This is a genomic window from Natrialba chahannaoensis JCM 10990 (assembly GCF_000337135.1).
GTDB classification, from domain to species: domain Archaea; phylum Halobacteriota; class Halobacteria; order Halobacteriales; family Natrialbaceae; genus Natrialba; species Natrialba chahannaoensis.
This window is the reverse complement of sequence record NZ_AOIN01000080.1, coordinates 1-19,681: the sequence shown is the minus strand read 5'-3', so window position 1 is coordinate 19,681 and position 19,681 is coordinate 1. Positions and strand designations below refer to the sequence as shown.

At 58.5% G+C, this 19,681-nt stretch carries 18 protein-coding genes and 1 pseudogene; 12 read left to right on the top strand and 7 right to left on the bottom strand.

The features are described from left to right. Positions 1-64: 64 nt before the first annotated feature. Entirely contained in the window at positions 65-994 is a 930-nt protein-coding gene (locus C482_RS14595; protein ID WP_006168480.1) for a branched-chain amino acid transaminase, read from the top strand. Positions 995-1,221: 227 nt separating this feature from the next. Here the strand turns inward: C482_RS14595 and C482_RS14590 are convergent, their stop codons facing one another. Both C482_RS14590 and C482_RS14585 read right to left on the bottom strand, forming a co-directional pair. Further along, positions 1,222-1,905: a DUF502 domain-containing protein gene (locus C482_RS14590; RefSeq protein ID WP_006168479.1), complete on the bottom strand. Its 684-nt coding sequence runs from the start codon at positions 1,903-1,905 to the stop codon at positions 1,222-1,224. Positions 1,906-1,964: 59 nt separating this feature from the next. Further along, entirely contained in the window at positions 1,965-2,852 is an 888-nt protein-coding gene (locus tag C482_RS14585; protein ID WP_006168478.1) for a proline dehydrogenase family protein, read from the bottom strand. Between the two features lie 203 nt (positions 2,853-3,055). Here C482_RS14585 and C482_RS14580 point away from each other — a divergent pair, with 203 nt between their 5' ends. Continuing rightward, positions 3,056-4,075 carry a D-2-hydroxyacid dehydrogenase gene (locus tag C482_RS14580; RefSeq protein ID WP_006168477.1) on the top strand — a complete coding sequence of 340 codons (1,020 nt, stop codon included), beginning with the start codon at positions 3,056-3,058 and terminating at the stop codon, positions 4,073-4,075. A 98-nt stretch (positions 4,076-4,173) separates the two neighbouring features. After that, on the top strand, positions 4,174-4,719 hold the full coding sequence (locus C482_RS14575) for a CDP-2,3-bis-(O-geranylgeranyl)-sn-glycerol synthase (protein ID WP_049896812.1): 546 nt from the start codon (positions 4,174-4,176) through the stop codon (positions 4,717-4,719). A 72-nt stretch (positions 4,720-4,791) separates the two neighbouring features. On the opposite strand, the gene C482_RS14570 is transcribed toward C482_RS14575, so the two are convergent. Next, a complete protein-coding gene (locus C482_RS14570) occupies positions 4,792-5,316 on the bottom strand; it encodes a response regulator (RefSeq protein WP_049896795.1) in 525 nt (174 codons plus the stop codon). A 328-nt stretch (positions 5,317-5,644) separates the two neighbouring features. Here C482_RS14570 and pyrE point away from each other — a divergent pair, with 328 nt between their 5' ends. After that, positions 5,645-6,184, top strand: coding sequence for an orotate phosphoribosyltransferase (gene pyrE / locus C482_RS14565; RefSeq protein WP_049896794.1), 540 nt, complete (start codon positions 5,645-5,647; stop codon positions 6,182-6,184). 102 nt (positions 6,185-6,286) lie between these two features. Here pyrE and C482_RS14560 read toward each other — a convergent pair whose 3' ends face one another. Further along, positions 6,287-6,616, bottom strand: a complete 330-nt coding sequence (locus C482_RS14560) for a DUF7322 domain-containing protein (protein ID WP_049896793.1) — start codon at positions 6,614-6,616, stop codon at positions 6,287-6,289. A gap of 498 nt (positions 6,617-7,114) precedes the next feature. Between C482_RS14560 and thrS the strand changes: the two genes are divergently transcribed. The 4 genes from thrS (at position 7,115) to C482_RS14540 (ending at position 12,376) form a co-directional block, all read left to right on the top strand. Further along, a complete protein-coding gene (thrS, locus tag C482_RS14555; protein WP_006168472.1) occupies positions 7,115-9,064 on the top strand; it encodes a threonine--tRNA ligase in 1,950 nt (649 codons plus the stop codon). A gap of 248 nt (positions 9,065-9,312) precedes the next feature. Then, the gene (locus C482_RS14550; RefSeq protein WP_006168471.1) at positions 9,313-10,653 is read left to right on the top strand and encodes an RNA-guided endonuclease InsQ/TnpB family protein; all 1,341 of its coding nucleotides are present in this window, start codon (positions 9,313-9,315) and stop codon (positions 10,651-10,653) included. 198 nt (positions 10,654-10,851) lie between these two features. Next, a complete protein-coding gene (locus tag C482_RS14545; RefSeq protein WP_006168470.1) occupies positions 10,852-11,544 on the top strand; it encodes a helix-turn-helix domain-containing protein in 693 nt (230 codons plus the stop codon). Between the two features lie 121 nt (positions 11,545-11,665). Further along, positions 11,666-12,376, top strand: a complete 711-nt coding sequence (locus C482_RS14540) for a phosphoribosyltransferase family protein (protein WP_006168469.1) — start codon at positions 11,666-11,668, stop codon at positions 12,374-12,376. Positions 12,377-12,803: 427 nt separating this feature from the next. Here C482_RS14540 and C482_RS14530 read toward each other — a convergent pair whose 3' ends face one another. The 3 genes from C482_RS14530 to C482_RS14520 form a co-directional block, all read right to left on the bottom strand. After that, positions 12,804-13,238 (bottom strand): universal stress protein, encoded by a 435-nt coding sequence (locus C482_RS14530; protein ID WP_006168467.1) that lies wholly within the window; start codon positions 13,236-13,238, stop codon positions 12,804-12,806. A 241-nt stretch (positions 13,239-13,479) separates the two neighbouring features. Next, entirely contained in the window at positions 13,480-14,070 is a 591-nt protein-coding gene (locus C482_RS14525; protein WP_006168466.1) for a 50S ribosomal protein L15e, read from the bottom strand. 202 nt (positions 14,071-14,272) lie between these two features. After that, positions 14,273-14,485 carry a hypothetical protein gene (locus C482_RS14520; protein WP_006168465.1) on the bottom strand — a complete coding sequence of 71 codons (213 nt, stop codon included), beginning with the start codon at positions 14,483-14,485 and terminating at the stop codon, positions 14,273-14,275. 872 nt (positions 14,486-15,357) lie between these two features. Here C482_RS14520 and C482_RS14515 point away from each other — a divergent pair. The 4 genes and pseudogenes from C482_RS14515 to C482_RS14500 all read left to right on the top strand — a co-directional run. Continuing rightward, a complete protein-coding gene (locus C482_RS14515; protein WP_049896790.1) occupies positions 15,358-16,320 on the top strand; it encodes a metal ABC transporter substrate-binding protein in 963 nt (320 codons plus the stop codon). A 61-nt stretch (positions 16,321-16,381) separates the two neighbouring features. Further along, positions 16,382-17,134, top strand: a complete 753-nt coding sequence (locus tag C482_RS14510; RefSeq protein WP_006168463.1) for a metal ABC transporter ATP-binding protein — start codon at positions 16,382-16,384, stop codon at positions 17,132-17,134. Position 17,135: 1 nt separating this feature from the next. Further along, positions 17,136-18,209 carry a metal ABC transporter permease gene (locus C482_RS14505; protein ID WP_049896788.1) on the top strand — a complete coding sequence of 358 codons (1,074 nt, stop codon included), beginning with the start codon at positions 17,136-17,138 and terminating at the stop codon, positions 18,207-18,209. 354 nt (positions 18,210-18,563) lie between these two features. After that, positions 18,564-19,605 (top strand): annotated as a pseudogene (locus C482_RS14500) (ISH3 family transposase); the annotation flags it as partial. Between the last annotated feature and the right edge of the window lie 76 nt (positions 19,606-19,681).

Here is a 19,681-nt window from a genome sequence, read left to right as displayed (position 1 = left end):
CGCAGGCAGGGCTTGCCTCAGAAATCGCGAACACTTAGTACGGTGGCTTGCAACAGACTCCATCATGGGATTCGACGACATGGACGTCGACACGATCTGGATGGACGGCGAATTCGTCGACTGGAACGATGCGCAGGTCCACGTTCTCACACACGGTCTCCACTACGGTAGCGGCATCTTCGAAGGCGCACGCTGTTACGAGACCGAAAACGGCCCCGCAATTTTCCGCTGGGAGGAACACCTCGACCGCCTCTTCCAGTCCGCACAACCCTACGAGATGGAGATCGACCACTCGCGAGAGGAACTCACCGAGGCGACACTCGAGCTTATCCGCCGACAGGATCTCTCCTCGTGTTACATTCGCCCAGTGGCCTTCTACGGCTACAACTCACTTGGTGTCAGCCCCGACGACTGCCCGACCCGCACCGCCATCGCCGCCTGGCCCTGGGGCACCTACCTCGGCGAGGAGGCACTCGAGAAGGGTATCGATGTGATGGTTTCTTCCTGGCGCAAGCACGCCTCGAGTCAGGTGCCGACGAACGCCAAGACGACGGGGCTGTACGCGAACAGTCTGCTCGCGGGCGAAGAGGCACGCCGGAACGGCTACGCCGAGGCGCTCGTCCTCAACAAAGAGGGTAACGTTGCCGAGGGGCCGGGAGAGAACATCTTCCTCGTGCGTGACGGTGAGATTTTCACGCCGGGACTCTCCGAGTCTATCCTAGATGGCATCACCCGCAACACGGTGATTACGCTCGCCAAGGATCTGGGGTATACGGTCCACGACAACGTCTCCATCTCGCGAGGCGAACTCAACACGGCAGACGAACTGTTCTTCACCGGCTCTGCGGCAGAGGTGACGCCGATTCGAAAGATCGACAACGTTACCATCGGTGACGGCTCGCGCGGTCCTGTGACCGAAGATATTCAGTCACGCTTCTTCGATGTCGTCGAGCGGACGACCGACGAGTACGACGAGTGGTTCCAGTACGTCTGAGGGGGTCACGTTCCGTTTGCTGATGTCTGCAACCCAACTTTGCAACTTTGGAACGGTTCATCGACTCACGGACGGCCCCACATAAACACGCAAGAGTGGGTTTGCTTCGTTCGGTCAATTCTTCGTAACTCTTGCTAGAAACGACTGGTGTACTGAATGCCAATGGTCTGCAACAGGTATCGAAGGAGAGAACGGAAACGAAAACCGGAACGAGAACGGAAAACTGCTCAGTCGTCGTCGGATCGTGTCTTCTTCGCGTTGCTCTCGTCGATCACGTCGATCGGAACACCCGCATCCATGCCACGCGTTCGGTCTGCATCACCGAAACCTGCGCTCAACACCCGCGTAAGCGCATCCTCTACGTCCTCATCTAACTCAGTGATGCGCTCTGACCGAACTTCGATGACAAACCCGGTTGTAATGTTCGGGGACGTCGGCAGGAAGAGCACCTCTCTGCCGTCTTCGGTTACTTTCCCTGTCTTGAACGCCGTCATTCGAAGCCCGTCCCATACCTCGAGTTTGACTGGCGTCTGAAGTGAGTCCTGCGTGCCGAAGGCCGTCTCAGCGGCCATCTTCGATGCGTTGTAGACGACACGCATAACCGGCACCCGATTTGCGACGTTATCGACGAGCCGCTCGACCAGACTGCCGACCGTCGTCCGCATAAGATAGCCGACGGAGAACGTCAAAATAATGAGGACCGTCAGTGCGACGACGACACGAAGGAACTGTGCGAGCTGCTCGCGCGTCTGCTCGCCGCCAATCACTGGTTCCAGTGCCTCCGCCTCGAGAATGATGCCGGGCGTAATGCCGGCGATAAGGCCGTAGAGCCAGTAGATGACGTAGAGCGTAATGAGGACGGGCCCAAGGACGATCAGGCCACTCGCAAAGTCCCGCTTCCACGAAGCCATGTCGACTCCCTCTCACTACGGGCTAATGAGCCCTTCCCTTTAGGTCCCGCTTGCACTCGTTACCGGCCGATGATCGCACGCAGCGCGAACCAGAGGTTCTCCTTTCGCTCCATGACGCGCCGATAGAAGTACGACTTCCAGCGCCCGCCGTAGGGAACGTACTGCCAGACCTCATACTCCTCAGCGAGGTCGTACTGTGCGTCCTCCCGCACACCCATCAGCATCTGGATCTCGAAGTCCGTCCCGTACTCCTCGTGCAACTCGATTGCCCGCTCGATCATCTCAGGATCGTGACTGCCGACCGCGACACCGTTCTCGAAGTGTTCGAAGGCGTACTCGAGTAACGCCTCGTATTCTTCGTTGACCCGCTGGGTGTCCGTGTAGGCTACGTCGGCTGGTTCGTCGTAAGCGCCTTTGACGAAGCGAACCTTGCCCGGCACGTCGGCGAGTCGTTCGACATCCTCGCGCGTACGTTTGAGGTTTGCCTGGACGCAGACGCCGATGCCGCCGTCGGCCCACGTATCTGACGAAGATTGCGATTCGTCAGAGTTCTCATCGCCGTAGTACTCCCGGGCGAGTTCTTCGTAGGCGTCGAGGGTCGCATCAGTTGTCGTGTGGTCTTCCATGTCCACCCAGACGAAGACGCCGCGGTCGGCCGCCGTGGCGACGATGTCCTCGAGTTCCTCCCGGAAGACGTCCGCTCCGAGGTCGAGGCCGAGTTGGGACGGTTTGACCGAGATACAGGCCCCGAGATCGGCGTTTGCAATGTCTTCGACGAGTGAACGATACTCCGCGGCATCGTCGCTCGCGGGCGCGCGGTCGTCATAGTGTTCGCCGAGGAGATTAACAATAACGTTGACATTCCGTTGATTAACGGTTCGAACGTGATCGAGAGCCTCGGCAGGAGACTCCCCGGCGACGAACCGATTTGCGATCGGCGGGATCATACTGCTGACCTCGTCGGCCAGTCATAAGGAGTTTAATATCTCGCACTGGCTGCTTCTCTCTGCTGGTGAACACTTACCGATCAGTGAACGAACGGGCGCTCGTGCGTCGTATTTGTGTCGAACCGGTCATCTTTCGAAACTCCAGCCGGCACCAGCGCCGGTCACAACCGGTAAGAGCAGGCTTTCACTACTCCTGCACAGCAATGGACGCTCCCGATATCGTCGTCCTTCGTGAGGGAACCGAAGGACTCTCGATGGCCTCGTATGCCGAGCGACTGCGCGAGCGGCTTCCGGACCACACTGTCGCACTCGCCCGAACGCCTGCTGACGAACGCGACCTCGTCCCGCAGGCTCGGGTCGTCACTGGGATCAGTCTCGGTGAAGACCTGTTAGCGCGTGCCGACCAACTCGAATTGTTCGCCTGCGTCTTCGCGGGTACTGACCACCTTCCGTCGGCGACGTTCCGAGAGCAAGGCGTCACCGTGACGAACGCGGGCGGGATTCATGCACCCGGCATCGCCGAGCAAGCCATCGGCAACATGCTAGTGTTCGCGCGGGATCTCCACGAGGGATGGCGACGCAAGCAGCGAAACGAGTGGCGTCACTTCCAGTCCCACGAGTTCACTGACAGCACCGTCACGGTCGTCGGACTGGGTTCGATCGGCCAGGAAATCATCACCCGACTCGAGGGCTTCGATGTCGACACGATCGGCGTCAGGTACACGCCGTCGAAGGGCGGGCCGACCGATGAGGTCATCGGCTTCGATGAGGCAGAGATCCACAACGCGTTCGCCCGTAGCGACTACGTCGTGCTCGCCTGCCCACTGAACGATCTGACTCGCGACCTCGTCGGTGAGGCGGAACTCGCGACGCTGCCACCGAGCGCAGTCGTCATCAACGTCGCTCGCGGCGGAGTCGTAGACACCGACGCGCTGGTGTCTGCGCTCCAGTCGAACGCGATTCGCGGCGCTGCGCTGGACGTGACCGAACCCGAACCGCTGCCAGCCGACCACCCGCTGTGGGACCTCGAGAACTGTCTCATCACTCCGCATACGGGCGGTCACACACCGAAGCACTGGGATCGGCTGGCTGCTATTGTTGCGAGCAACGTCCGAACGCTCGAAACCGCTGGCGAGGACAGTGCGAGCGAAGCGACAGCAGGAAAACAGTCCGGTGAGGGTCCCGAATTCGAGAACGTCGTCGTTCGTCCCGATCCGTCGTAACGTCCATCGGCCCGTCGTGTGCTGTGTGTAACACGACCGTCCCCGAACACGAGACCGAATCACTGCTGGTTAAGGCATCTCGGCGCATCGCGGCGAATATGGCAGTACTCGAGACAGTCGTGATCGCGTTCTGGGCGATGTTGCCGGCCTACGTTCCAAACAACGCGGCGGTACTCGGCGGTGGCGGTAGACCGATCGACGGTGGTCGGACGCTGGGCGACGCGCGGTTGCTTGGCGACGGCAAGACCTGGCGTGGAACGGCGGCGGGAATCACGGCAGGACTCGTCCTCGCGGGCGTGCTGACCTTTTTTGCCGACGACGTGAGCAGCGTGCTCGGCTTTGCCGTGCCAGCGTTCGAGCCACTTGCAGCGCTTGGACTCGCTGCCGGTGCGATGCTCGGTGATATTCTCGCCTCGTTCCTCAAGCGCCGCACTGGCCGCCAGCGCGGCGCGATGTTCCCTGGGCTCGATCAACTCGACTTTGTCGTCGTCTCGCTTCCGCTGACGGCGCTCCTCGCGACGCAGTGGTTCTTCACGTGGTTTACGTGGGACGTCATCCTCGTCGTCGTCGTGCTGACGCCGATTCTCCACGTGACGACGAACATGATCGCGTACAAACTTGGACTGAAAAACGAGCCCTGGTAACGGTCGGTCACCGGACTGACCATCGTCTCGAGCGGTCAACAACTGAGCGTCGTATCGAGCGCCACACACCCGCTACGACGGTGCCGGCGGCAACATCGCCTCGTCCATCCAGAACGACTCGACAGCCTTTCCGAGCGAGGCGAACTCGCCCGGTCCGTCCGGTTTCGTGAGGTACGCGTTCGCGCACAGATCGTAGCTTCTGGCGATATCTTCCGTCGCTTCCGAACTCGTCAACACGAGAACTGGCAATGACGCGAGATCGGGATCGCTTCGGACCTCCTCGAGTACCTCGAAGCCACTCGTCCGAGGGAGGTTCAGATCGAGCAAGACGAGGTCGATATCCGGGTTCGAGTTCGAGTCCGAGTCCGAGTCCGAGTTCGAACGTGAGTCTGTGTCTGATGCTGACTCAGCCCCAGCCGACACCTGTTCCCGCAGGAACGACAGTGCCTTGTCGCCGTCACGGGCGGTGTGAAACGTTGTGTCGATATCGACGGTCCGGAACGCTTCCTGTGCGAGTCGAACGTCGCCCGGGTTGTCCTCGACCAACAGGATCTGTACCGACTCGTTCGTCGATGGAGAGGGTGATGGAGTACTCACGGGTTACTAGTACAAAACCGGACTAGTCGGATAAGGCTGCGTACAAATAGCCTTGGTATGTGGTCGATACCGGGACGGACGATATGGTATCGACGATAGCCTAAGTCGGCCGGAACTGGTCGGAGTTGGGTCCTCTCTGGCGCAGTTGGCTGGACACGACTCAGTCATTGTCGAACCGATGGGAACCGCCGAGGATAGATTTGTGGTTCGGCTGTGCGCACGGTGTCAGCGGAGCTACAGTGTGATCCACGAAAAAGAGACGCCACAGTCCGGACGTGGCGACTCGGTTCCACACCGCTTATTTCGGTTCGTCTCGCCACTTCGACCAATGACGACCGACACCCAGACTCAGTCACTGATTGATGCACTTCAAGACGCCGACGCCGTCCAGTTCGGTGAGTTCGAACTCGCCCACGGCGGCACCAGCGAGTACTACGTTGACAAGTACCGCTTCGAAACCGACCCCGACTGTCTCGAAACCGTCGCCAAGGCCTTCGCGGACCGCATCGACCCCGACGACAAACTCGCCGGTGTTGCCCTCGGTGCCGTCCCGCTCGCCGCCGCGACCAGTGTCGTCGCCGGCGCACCCTACGTGATCGCGCGCAAGCAGCGCAAGGAGTACGGCACGGCCAACCTAATCGAGGGCGAACTCGAGGAGGGCGAGGAAGTAGTGGTACTCGAGGACATCGTGACGACGGGGACGAGTCTGGTCGACGCGATTGAGTCGCTTCGGGAGGCGGGTGCGACGGTCAACCGCGCGCTGGTGGTCGTCGACCGCGAGGAGGGTGGGCGTGAGAACGTCGAAGACGCAGATGTCGAGATGGAAGCGCTGGTGACGGCGAGTGAGTTGCTCGCCGACCGTGACTGATCGCGAGGGCGGGATAGCGAGGGGGCGAGACCGGAACTCGCCGAACTGTTTGTGGGCCTGTGGAACTGACGTGGTGCCACCGTACGACGTGCTGCAAACGGGCTACGCGTCCTGTTTGGCCTTGTATCGACGATATATCCCCACCGAGAGGACCAACGCACCTACTCCCGCGGCTGTGAGTGTTCCGCCGACGACCCACTGCCCACGGAATCCAACCAGCATCGCACCGAGACTCGCTGCGAAGAGACCACCGTGGACGAGAATCCCGACAGTGATGAACGCGAGCAGTGTTGCCCGATCGATCGACTCGAACGTACTCGCGATGTCCTCGTCGGCTTCACCCTCTCCGGCGGAGCCGTCGCCGAAGGGATCGTCGAGTGGGTCATCCCCAAACGGGTCCTCGAACGGATCGTCGTCGGATGGGTCCAACACGGTGACTGGTTAGCGAGGTGGACTCAAAACCGTTCGGTCGTCGTGTTTCCTCTTGCTGTCCTGCCTGTCTTGCCCTCTCTCGTTCTGGTCCGTCCTTGCCGTCTTGTTCTGCCCCATCCTTGCCGTCTTGTCCCGATCCGTCCTGCCATTTTGTCCCACCCCGTTCCATCTCGTTCTGCCTCACTCTGTTCTGCCCTGTTCCGTCCTGTCTGTCCTGTTTCGTTCAGGACCCATACCTGCTGGAGCCCCCTCATCACAATGTTTTTATCCTGCACCGGACAAACCGTAGCTACGATGGTAGGTGTCCGCTTTACAGGGGCTTTCGCCCGCTTCTAACCCTCACCTACCGCTCGCTGTGTCGGCCGCGACCCACAGCAGAGCGGCATACGTGCACGCCGCACACGATCGCGACCACGACCACGACCACGCGGACGCCGATCCGAACTTCTCGCAGGGTCACCACCAACAGAAGTTCACCAGTCACAACCAGCCAGAGCCATGTCAGAATCCGATTCACAATCAGAGGTAGCACAGCTAACGGTCGTCCTCCCGGACGGCTCAGAACTCCACGTCGACGAGGGCGCAACGGTCGAAGACTGCGCCTACGAAATCGGTCCCGGTCTCGGCCGCGACACCGTTGCCGGCAAACTCGACGGCGACCTCGTCGCCAAGGAGGAACCCGCCTACGACGGTGCTGAACTCGAGATCATCACGGATCAGTCCGAAGAGTATCTGGCTGTCATGCGCCACTCGGCCTCCCACTGCCTCGCACAGGCAGTCGAGCGCCACTACGACGACGTCGACCTCGCCATCGGCCCGCCGACGGACGAGGGCTTCTACTACGACTTCGACAATCTCGACATCGACGAGGAAGACCTCACCGCACTCGAGTCCGAAATCGCAGACATCGTCGACGAGGACTACGAGATCGAACGCGAGGAAGTCTCAATCGAGGAGGCCGAGGAACGCCTTGCTGACGAGCCCTACAAGCTCGAACTCCTCTCCGAGTTCGCCGACGAGAACGAGCAGGTCACCTTCTACAAACAGGGCGACTGGGAGGACCTCTGTGCGGGTCCACACGTCGATTCCACGGGTGAAATCGGCCCTGTCAAACTCTTGGAGATCGCCGGTGCCTACTGGCGCGGCGATGAGGAGAACCCGATGCAGACCCGAATTTATGGCACCGCGTTCGAAGACGAGAGTGACCTCGAGGACTTCCTTGAGCGAAAGCAGGAGGCCGAAAAGCGCGACCATCGCCGCATCGGCAACGAGATGAACCTGTTCTCGATTCAGGACGTAACCGGTCCCGGCCTCCCGCTGTACCACCCGCCGGGCAAGACGGTCTTGAAGGAACTCGAGGACTTCGTCGAGGACTTGAACACGGATGCGGGCTACGACTACGTCGAGACGCCCCACGTCTTCAAGACGGATCTCTGGCACCGCTCTGGCCACTACGAGAACTACGCCGACGACATGTTCATCTTCGACGTCGGTGACGACGAGTTCGGCCTGAAACCGATGAACTGCCCCGGTCACGCCGCCATCTTCCAGGACCAGTCCTGGAGCTATCGCGACCTTCCGATCCGCTACGCCGAGAACGGCAAGGTCTACCGCAAGGAGCAGCGCGGCGAACTCTCGGGCCTCTCGCGCGTCTGGGCCTTTACGATCGACGACGGCCACCTGTTCATCCGCCCCGACCAGATCGAACAGGAAGTCGAGGAGATCATGGACATGATCATCGACGTGCTCGAGACGTTCGATCTCGAGTACGAGATGGCACTCGCCACGCGCCCTGAGAAGTCCGTCGGCAGTGATGAGATCTGGGAGCACGCAGAGGAGCAACTCGAGAACGTCCTCGAAAAGCGCAACCTCGACTACGAGGTAGAGGAGGGAGACGGCGCGTTCTACGGGCCGAAGATCGACTTTGCGTTCGAGGACGCCATCGGCCGTGCGTGGGACGGCCCAACGGTTCAGCTCGACTTCAACATGCCAGATCGCTTTGACCTCTCGTATGTCGGCGAGGACAACGAAGAGCACGAGCCGGTGATGATCCACCGTGCGCTCTACGGCAGCTACGAGCGATTCTTTATGATGCTCATCGAGCATTACGAAGGCAAGTTCCCACTCTGGCTCGCGCCGGAACAGGTCCGTGTCCTCCCGATTTCGGACGCGAACCTCGGCTACGCCTATCAGGTCGCAAACGAGTTCGACGACTTCCGCGTCGAGGTCGACGACCGTGACAGCACCCTCGAGCGGAAGATCCGCGCGGCCCACGACGACCGGGTACCGTACCAGATCATCGTCGGCGACAACGAGGAAGAAGACGGGAACATCTCGGTCCGTGACCGCTTCGAGGACCAAGAGTATGATGTCGAAATTGCGGAATTCCGGAGTCATCTCGAGCGCGAAGTCGACGAACAGCGCTCTGAACCGGATTTCCTGCAGTAAGAAGTTATATGCGGAGCAGGCGCAATACCACGTCGTTTACGGCGTGGATACGCGCCGTCACGGGATGACGTGAACCACTGATAACAGCCCGGCTGGNTTATATGCGGAGCAGGCGCAATACCACGTCGTTTACGGCGTGGATACGCGCCGTCACGGGATGACGTGAACCACTGATAACAGCCCGGCTGGATATTCAACGCTCTCGTAAAATGATTAGGATTATATAATCTTGTCAACATAGGTTATGTATGGCGTTAGAGGTCGTAGATAGAACACTCGTCGCTTCCATTCGGAATCAGCGAGAGGTTCAACCCGACCTCGATGCGCTCGGATTCGCCGCCAGTAAACTCTGGAACGTCGGTCGCTGGACCTGTGACCGCGTGTGGAGCGACACTGGCCTCATCCCCGAAGAAAGCGACTTGAAAGCCCACCTCAAAACCCACGAACGTTACGCCGACTTACATTCTCAATCGAGTCAGCGCGTTCTCGAAGAACTCGCTGAAGCGTTCGACTCATGGAAAGGCAAGCGCCGAAACGGGGACTCGAAGGCGAATCCGCCCAGCTACCGCAAACACAACGACGACCACCCGCGCTCAACGGTCACGTTCAAAGCCGCAGGATTCAAAGTTGATACCAAATTCGGTAGGGTCCGCCTCTCGAAAGGCAAAAACCTGAAAGAACACTGGTCCGACTTCATCCTCTGCGACATCGAAACACGAGCAGACGTAGACTTGGACGACGTGAAGAGTGTCCAGCAAGTCCGCGCTGTCTGGAACGCGTCCAGCAGCAAATGGGAAGCCCACCTCGTCTGCAAAGTCGAAGTCGAAATTCCCGAAACGCCCGGCGAGAATACCGTTGGGGTAGACCTCGGCGTCAACAACTTCGCCGCACTCGCGTACGAGGGCGGTCACGCGGAGTTGTACCCGTTGAACTGTCTGAAGCAGGACGACTACTACCACAGCAAGCACATCGCCCACTGTGATGATTCCACTTCGGACCGAGCAACGCGGTTGAACGCGAAGAAAGCCAATCGTCGAACCCACTACTTCCACGCACTTTCGAAGCACATCGTCGAACGCTGCGTCGAAGGGAACGTTGGAACGATTGCTATCGGCGACCTCGGTGGAATCCGCGAGAACGAAGATGGCGACGTGAAGGACTGGGGCAAGCACGGCAACTTGGACCTGCACTCGTGGGCGTTCGACCGATTCACTCGGATGTTAGAGTACAAGGCCGAATCCGAGGGAATCGCGGTTGAACGCGTCTCAGAGCGTGACACGTCTAAGTCGTGTTCGTGCTGTGGACGCAAGCGCAAAGCGAATCGCGTCGAGCGTGGGCTGTACGTGTGCGACGAGTGTGGGATGGTGGCTAACGCGGACGTGAACGGGGCGGAGAACATTCGGCAGAAAGTAACTCCGAATCTCGCTACAGATGGCGTTGACGAGACGCAAAGCGTCTCGTCCGCACATCAGAACGCGAAGCGTTCTGAGGACGGTGATAGGAGTAACGGCTGGTTGGCACAGCCATCGACCTTCGTGTTCGATTCCGAGAGTGGATGCTTTGCACCGCGAGAACGCGTAGGCTCGTAGACCAGAAATATCCCAAACGCGGTCGGGATTCCCGCGTCTTCAGGCGCGGGAGGATGTCAAANAGAGTGGATGCTTTGCACCGCGAGAACGCGTAGGCTCGTAGACCAGAAATATCCCAAACGCGGTCGGGATTCCCGCGTCTTCAGGCGCGGGAGGATGTCAAAAGTGGACTGTCCCCGCAAAACCGAACGACGACCGATGAAGCACCTCGATGTCCGCCTCTCACAGCCCGACTGGATGCTCCATCCGATGCAGCGATTCATCCGCGAAACTGATGTGGTTCGCTACGAGGAACTCCTGACATGGAACGTCGTCGGTCCCGAGGGCGGACTCGAGTACGAACTGTTCTATGTCGACGCCGATCGCAGCCCCTACGAGGAGAGGATCGAGGCCGTCGACTCGGTTCGTTGGTACGATCTCACGCCGATCGACGACGAGACGTTCTACGTCTACATCTGTCAGGAGACGCGTTCGGAGGACATCCGCTGGCGTAAGGCGTTCGCCGCGCTTGAGCTCGTGGTCGTGCCACCAATCGTCTACGATTCCGCGGCCGATTTCTACATGACGCTCGTCGGCGCTGGCGACGATCTACAGGCGCTACTCGAGGGATTGCCCAACGAGATTGGTGTCGACGTTCGTGCGATCGGTGAGTACGACCGCCGTCACGTCCCACTCAGCGGCGATCTGACGGATCGACAGTTCGAGGCGCTCGAGGCAGCTGTCGACGTCGGCTACTTCGAAATTCCTCGCGAACACGGCGTCAACGCCGTCGCCGACGAACTGGGGTGTGCCTCGAGTACGGCTACCCGGCTCTTACAGCGAGCGCAAGCGCAGATCGCGCGACGAGTCGTCGAATACGGCGGGCGGGACATAGAAGTCGACGGTCGATAGCGCCTGCGATCGCCTGTCGCCGGGTCGCCACCCACCGTATGAGTGCAACTCACGTTCGTGGTGATTTCACCGCGAGGCTACGATCGAAATACCCATACTTGCGGGATCATGCGTATACGGTATGAACAGAGCAGAGAAGGCTGCCCTCCAGTTGCGGGCAGTCGACGTCTTGCGGATGCTGAAAGAGACGCGAACCTACGACGAACTCGCCGAGACGACGGGCCTACCGGCGGGTGATCTCAACCGCTACGTCAACGGCCACGTCCTCCCCGGCACCGAACGCGCCCGTGAAGTCGTCGAAGATGTCGGACGCGAGGCGATCGCAGACGAACTTGATGCCCGCATCCGTGTCGACGACGAGGGGTACGTCGATAACTCCGGTACCGTCTTCGATCAGTCCTTCCTCGACCTCGTTGCCCCGGTCGTCGCCAACGGCTTCGAGTTCAACCGTCCGGATGTCGTTCTCACCGCTGCGACGGATGGGATCACGCTTGCCGCCTCGCTTGCGAGTTACTACGGGACACGCTGTGCCTACGCGAAGAAGAGCAAGGAAACCGCCGTCGAAGAGTTCATCGAGGCCCGCCAACGGCTCCAGTCCGGCATCGAACTCACCTACTACCTGCCCGCCTCCGCTGTCGACGCTGGCGACTCTGTCCTCGTCGTGGACGACCTCATCCGTTCAGGTGAGACCCAGGAGCTTCTGCTCGATATCGTCGAAACCTCCGAAGCAGCGGTCGCCGGCGTCTTCGCGCTCATCGCTGCCGGTGACGACGGGATTGAACGCGCCCGTGAACGAACCGACGCACCGGTTGGCGCGCTGACGACTGTCTGATCGTTGTTTGTCTCTTCACTCGACATCCTCGTCAACGCTGCCTATCTGTCCGCCCGACTCACCGACACTCAGTTCTCGAGTCCCTCCCCGAACTCATCGAAAAGCGCCGACACACGCTCCTCGATTTCGTCGCGAATCTCGCGCACCCGATATTCGAATAGTTCTGTCCGGCACGGCAGTAACAACGTAGTCGTTGGACTCGAGTACCCCATCCGAAATCTCGAGTGGGGTCCGATCCGCGATTCGATCTCGGTGGCTTCCAGCACGGGTATATCATCGTCGCGGACGCTTTCTGTGGGGCTGGTGGCCAGTGTGGATTTCGAACTACGCTCTCGTATGAGAATTATCGGCACGGAAGCAGTTACTCGGAGTGGCTGGCTCCGAGCGATTGCCCTGTGTCTGAGTCGCCGTGAACTGATGGGGCGGCTTACCGAACGATCGTCACCGGCACCGGCGACCGCCGTGCGACGTTCTCTGCCACGCTCCCCAGCAGAATCCGACTCGCACCAGTCCGGCCGTGGCTGCCGATCGTAATGTGGTCGACATCGTTCTCTTCGGTGTAGTTCACGATCGAGCGCGAGATACCGCCAACGACGCGGTCAGTCTGGATCTCGACGCCGAACGTGTCGGCCTGTTTGCGAGCCGACTCGAGTAGCTCGTCGGCACGGCTCTCGTGGTGTTTCTGAATTTCTTCGTAGTTCGCCATCGCACCGCCTTCGATCCCCGTTGCGGCGTAGAAATCACCCGGGTCGATGACGTGCAGTGCCGTGATCGTCGCGTCGGGGTACTCCTGGCAGGCGAACTCGAGTGCGTCGGCCGAGCGATCGGAGTCGTCGATCGGGACGAGGACGTGGTCTGACATAGTCGTCACTACGTCGGACTGCAGTTTAAACTCCGGGCCGTCCTCTCGGCTGTTGGGATTCCCCGGTAGTTCTGTTTCTGTGGCGTTGAGTGACTGTGCAGGCCACTGCCTGCGATCTGGTCCCAGACCGCTTGAAGCGACCATCGCCATCGCTGTTGCTGTTGCTTTGTCGCGTTAAAAATCGAAGAATCGGAACTCGAGTCCACTCGAGTTGGTGTAGGTGTGGTCGTTGCGACCGAGTTTACTTCGCGCGACCCTGGCCGCCCGTGTTGGACGGTCGGACCTTCTCTGCGCCCTTGCCACGGTTGTTGAGACCGCGGTTTGCCTTGCCGGCGTTGGTGAGCCCACGGAACGCGCGGTTCGTGTGGGCGTCGTCGCAGATCCAGTTCAGGTCGTCGTCGTTCTGGATCGCAGGATGTTCGGGATCCACGAGGATCACTTCGAACCACTTCTGGCTGCCGTCCTCGCCGACCCAGTAGCTGTTGAGGGCGCGCAGGTTGGGGTACTTCCGGGAGACGCGCTCCTCACCGATGCGCTGGATGTTCTTGCGCCGCCCGATGCGGTTGACACCCTGGCGCTTGGTTCGGCGACCGGCCGTGAAGCGCTGCTTGCGTGCAGTCCCCTTGCGGACCGACACGCGGGTCACGATGATGCCCTGCTTTGCCTTGTAGCCGAGTTCGCGCGCCTTGTCGAGGCGGGTTGGACGGTCGATGCGCTCGATTGCGCCCTGCTTTCGCCATTCCTGCTTTCGCTGCCACTGCAGTTCCCCGAGCTTGCCGTCGTCGGGGTCCTTCCATGCCTCCTTGATGTGGGAGTAGAAGCTTTTTGCCATTGATTATCACCGCGGGCGTTTCCTGGTTCAATCCGAGTGTCGGATCACATCCCGTCCTGTGGCGGCGTCGCGTGCCGAACAGGTGCCCGCTGGTGCCCGCGATCCAGCGAGTCAGTTTCACCTATTCAACTCCCGAGTATAAGGGCTTCGAAGCAGGCGGAGCGTGTTGCCCAGTGACGGTCACCCTCGAACCGCTCGCGGGTCAGGCCTCGTCGGCTTCGAGTTCGACTTCAAGTACCTCGTATTCCCGCGAGAGATCGTCCCACAGCTGATCGACCGACTGCATCGACTCGACATCTCCGAGTCGGTCGTGTAACTGTTCGGCCTCCGCTTCCGAAGCCGTCCCGACGTACACTGCCTCGTTGATTACCGTTGCGAGCACATGCTTCTGGTACTCGAGTGCTGTCTCTGACATCCCGAGTGAACAGATGGCACAGTGACTGATAGCTATACACAGCACTAGATCGTTTCTACACGACTAACAGGCAGCTAAGTGTCGACGATGGCGGTCAGTCAGTCGGAATTACAGTTCGTCGCGTCGTCCGCCAAAGATTGGTAGACGAGACACTGGTATCCTATCCACTGGAACGGTTCGGTATCAGACGTGGGTACGGTTTTCGCTTGCAGGACTGTTCTGTGAGAGGACAGCCCTTTTCCCTCTCTGAGTTCGGCTCTGCCCTGTGCTTTGTCACTTCAATGTTTAACCATTATCTAAACCGATCCGACCCTTCCCTCGGATAAGTGAACGAAGTAGTGTGACTCCACTCCTCCTTTGCACTCTCAATATCGGTTATTAGCCCCATCTAAGGTCCAGTATGGTTAGTGTCATAATGGATGTCAATCACAAGGCGATCTACCATCTCCGGTGGTATAGCAATAGGCCGAGAGTGCGAACCTCAGAGCTAGCTGCTCACCCTGACGTTATCCCACCTCCTGTCTCGAGTCTGTGCACGAACCTATCGGAGAGGGACTACTCGATCACGAAAATACAACGGTGCGGTTCTGACGGCAGAAGGCGAGCAGATCGCGTTGCAAGTCATTCGAAACAATTGGCACAGTCAACTCCCCCACTCTAGACGTCAGAGACGCTTTGAACTGCATCACCGAACGTCATAGTCTGCTCTTCTGTGTGAGGTACTCTGTTGGTACTATTATCGTCAGTTTGCGTGGAACTATTATTGATTGAGTTCGGTTTCCCAGCAACTCCCGCCCCACTACTGGTTTAGACATGTCTAATCTAGAGATTTGATACGCAACTTATTTGAATGAGTGGTTGCGAATGACGTCATGGTCGATGATACGACTATGTCGAATCAGGATGGATTGACGCGGCGAACAGCACTTGCTAGCGCTAGCGGGCTGCTTGTCGGGGTTGCAGGCTGTCTTAGTGGAGACGACGACGAAGTGAACGGTGGCGACGCTGGGTCGGAGTACACTGTCTCTACTGGGTTCTTGGCTCTCTGGGATTTCACCCGGCAGGTCGCAGGTGAGCACATGAACGTCGTCGATCTAGTGCCTATTGGCGAACATGGGCACGATTTCGATCCGGATCCAAGCGTGGTTGCAGATGTCGAGGATTCTGATGCGTTCGTGTATCTCCGTGATTTCGCGAGTTGGCAAGACGACACGGCAGCCGAACTCGAAGCCGCGGATGACGTACATGTCATCGAAGCTGCGGAAGGCATCGAGTTCTTTGACAGTCCGGCCGAGGACGACGACGAACACTTCTGGATGGATCCGGTGACCTGCCAGGAAGGCGTCGACAATATCGCAGACGCTCTCTCTGATATTGACCCCGATAACGCCGACGCGTATGCAGAAAACGCAGCAGCGTTCAACGAGGAACTTCAGAGCGTCCACGAAGAGTTCGAGGATATCGTCAATCGTGCACAGGCAAGTGACCTGATCGTCGCAACCCATGACTCTTTCCAGTGGTGGCACGATCGATACGACCTCGATATCTATTCTCCGATCGGTACCTCGCCGGACAATGAAGCGACACCGCAGGATATCGAAGAGATCGAGCGCGTCATGGAAGAGAACGATATCGGATATGTGCTCTATGACGTCGGCGAACCAGATGATCTCGCAAACTCTCTCGCTGACGAAACCAACGCCGAAGTGCTCCCAATCTCACCGGTCGAAACACAGTTGCCGGAGTACCACGAGGCCGACTGGGGATACGTCGATCACTATCGCGAAGTAAACTTCCCGACGCTCGAAGAAGCCCTCGAAGCGGACCCGAATTAGCGGGACAAGAGCAGAACAGAGGACACAGAGACCAAAGTATGCCGTTATTGGATCCAAAATCATGAGTTCCGTAATTCACGCCGAGAACGTTAGTTTCGCCTACGACGATCAGGTTGTCGTAGATGATATTACCCTCTCTGTCTCCAAAGGAGACTTCCTGGGGTTAATCGGTCCGAATGGATCGGGTAAAACGACGCTCCTGAAGATCATGCTTGGGCTGCGACAGCCGGATACTGGCTCAGTTGAACTCTTTGGGACTCCCGCATCGGAGTTCACTGACGGTACCCGGCTCGGTTACGTTTCCCAGCAGTCTTCAGAAGCAGATTCGATGATGCCAGTTACCGTCCGTGAAGTGGTCGAGATGGGACGGTATCCGCACGTCGGAATCCGCCGACTGACAGAAGAAGATCAGGAAATTATCGACAATGCACTTGCGAAGGTCGAGATTTCGGATCTCGCCGACCGACGGATCAGTCGCCTCTCTGGTGGGCAGAAACAACGAGCATACATTGCTCGTGCCCTCGCCTCCGAGGCTGATCTGTTGGCTCTCGACGAGCCGACAGTCGGAGTTGACGCCGAGTCTGTCGATCAGTTCTACACTCTCCTCGACGACCTCAACGAGAGCGGAATTACGATCGTGCTGATCGAGCACGATCTTGGAATCGTCACCGAGCATGCCGATATGATGGCCTGCCTCGACTGCGAATTGTACGAACACTGTGAGACGGGCAAGTTCTTAGAGAGCGATGCGCTCGAACGAGCGTACAGTTCGGCTCGCGTGCTCAAATCAGCCGGCTTCGCAACGGGTGACTGAGATGTCGACCGAATGGGTCAAAAACTGGAATCCGGCCGTTGGACTACTCGCTGGTATTCCCTTCCTGCTGGTTGGCTTTTATATTTTTGTCTACGTTCTCTTCCCACCGCTCTTCGAGAGTTTTTGGGGAGCAACCTGTGGAACCGTCGATACGTGGCTGGTTTGCAGCGGCTTCCTCCAACGAGGATTCACCGCTGGTATCCTCATCGGGATCACCGCTCCGATCGTCGGTACCTACCTGGTTAACCGGCAGATGGCGCTGATCGGCGAGGCGCTGGCACACATGGCGTTCGGAGGCGTGGCGATTGGATTGTTCGTCGGTGCTGCGGTCCCGAGTATGGATTATCCGCTCCTCTTTGCGCTGATTTCAGCGACGCTCGCTGCGCTCGTGATGCAGTACATCGCGATCAAAACTGATGGCTACGCCGATATTCCGATCGCAATTATGCTCACCGGTGGGTTCGCACTCGGTGTTGCAGTAATCTCCTACGGGGTGACGTTTCACTCAACCGTCGATAGTTATCTCTTCGGCGACATCCTCTTCGTCCCGTTCGAGAACGTCCAGCTGATGGTCGGACTCACGCTGTTGGTAATCGGGGCGATTGCACTGACGCACAAGCAGATGCTGTTCATCACGTTCGACCGCGAAGCTGCGCGTCTGGCACGAATCAACGTTCGATTCTACGACACACTGTTGATCATTCTGACCGCGCTCGTCGTCGTCGCCGCAATGCAAATCATCGGCGCGATTCTCGTTGCCGGAATGCTTGTTATCCCCGTCGCAGCAGCGATGCAGGTTACGAATAGCTTTAATCGTGGCCTCCTCCTTTCGATTCTTCTCGGGCAGGTCGCGGTCTTCGTGGGTATCTTTCTCTCGGCTGAATGGAACATCGCGACCGGTGCGATGATTATCCTCGTGGCAATCGCACTTTATCTCTGGACGTTCAATGTCACGCTCGGTTCGGTCGTTATCCTCGCTGCAATCTTCGCCTCTCTTGTGAGTTGGAACCTTGCAGTTGGTGTTTCCTTCCTTCTTGCCGTCATCGCTATCTTCAGTCTGGTCCGGCTCCGTTAATTGCAATTATCAGCATATTTCTGATCAGTTTCTCACCGCTAGTTGTCACTCAAACCGCTGCGTATGACACGAGGAGATACCCTTGACCATGTAATCGCCGTCAAATCTCTGCTTCTGGCTGAATGGGTGGGAAGGAGACTGTTTCTGGAGGATGGGACTCTGAGTCATATTTGAAAGTCACAGAAGTTGAGACTACGTCGCCCAATGCATATGGGGTTAGCACTCGCTTCGTCACTTCGTTTCGGAGAGTCTTCACTGGAAGGGGCGATACAGAGAAAGTGCGGATGCTACAGACAGGACGTAGACTCAGTACTTCACAAAGCCGCTTAGTTAGAACGTCTGCTTGCTGTGAATGTGCCTAGCAAACAGCAGCAAGCAGACAGTGAAATCCACGAGGACCAGCTCCTTAACTTTCTCGTCAACGTTCTCACCGGCGCATTTACCCTGAACCTCGGAGAGAACGCTGAAATCGACCCAGAGGACCTCGATCTCTTCACTCTGCGAGAAGAGCGAAGACGCACCCTCTGGCAACGATGTTCTCTACCACCTGCGCACCAAGTTCGACCTCGAAACTGTCGAATCAACCGGGAGCATGCTTCTCCAGCAAGATGTCCTCGAAACGCTCCCCCAGCAGGTGGAGGTCGTCGCGGACCTCCACCTGCGGCCCTACTACGGTAACGAAGACGAGACTGACGGCCTCTACTACAGCGAGGCCAAAGCAGGAACGACTGCGTTCCACGCTTACGCCACACTCTACGCCCGCGTGAACAACAAGCGATACACCTTGGCGGTGCGCCGTCTTACTGACGGCGACACCGCCAGCGATGTCCTCGCTGAGTTCCTTGGATTGCTCGAAAACTTCGAGTTCGACGTCAAAGCGGTCTATCTCGACAGCGGTTTCTACGACGGCACGTGTCTCACGTTGCTCCAGGCCCACAATTTCGCGTACATCGTTCCAGTGATCAAGTGGGGCAGCAAGATCAAGAACGAACTCAGCACCGGTTGGAGTCGTGAGGTCACTCACGATCTCACGACGACCTACGGCGAGAACGAGTGGACCGTCGAGTTTCCAGTGATGATCGACTGTACCTACAAGAACGGTCAATACGGTGAGCACGGGGTGGCGCGTCACGGCTACGCCGTCGACGCGCCGTTCGTCGATGAACCTCGACAAGCCCGATCCCACTACAGCAAACGGTTCAGGATCGAAGCGAGCTATCGGCTCTCCGAGTCAACGATCATCTCAACGACGACGCAAGATCCAACGAGACGGCTGTTGTTCGTCGTGCTCAGCCTGCTGATTCAGAACGTCTGGCGGTACTTGCACTGGGAGTATGTGGCGACGCCCCGCCGAGGCGGGCGTCGCCTCTGGTGGTGGCCCTTCGACGCTCTTGTGTAGCACTTTGTTGATTTCACAGTGTGGCTTTGATAGCGTGTTTGAGCGCTTCTCTCCCTGGTTTCCGCAGTAGCTT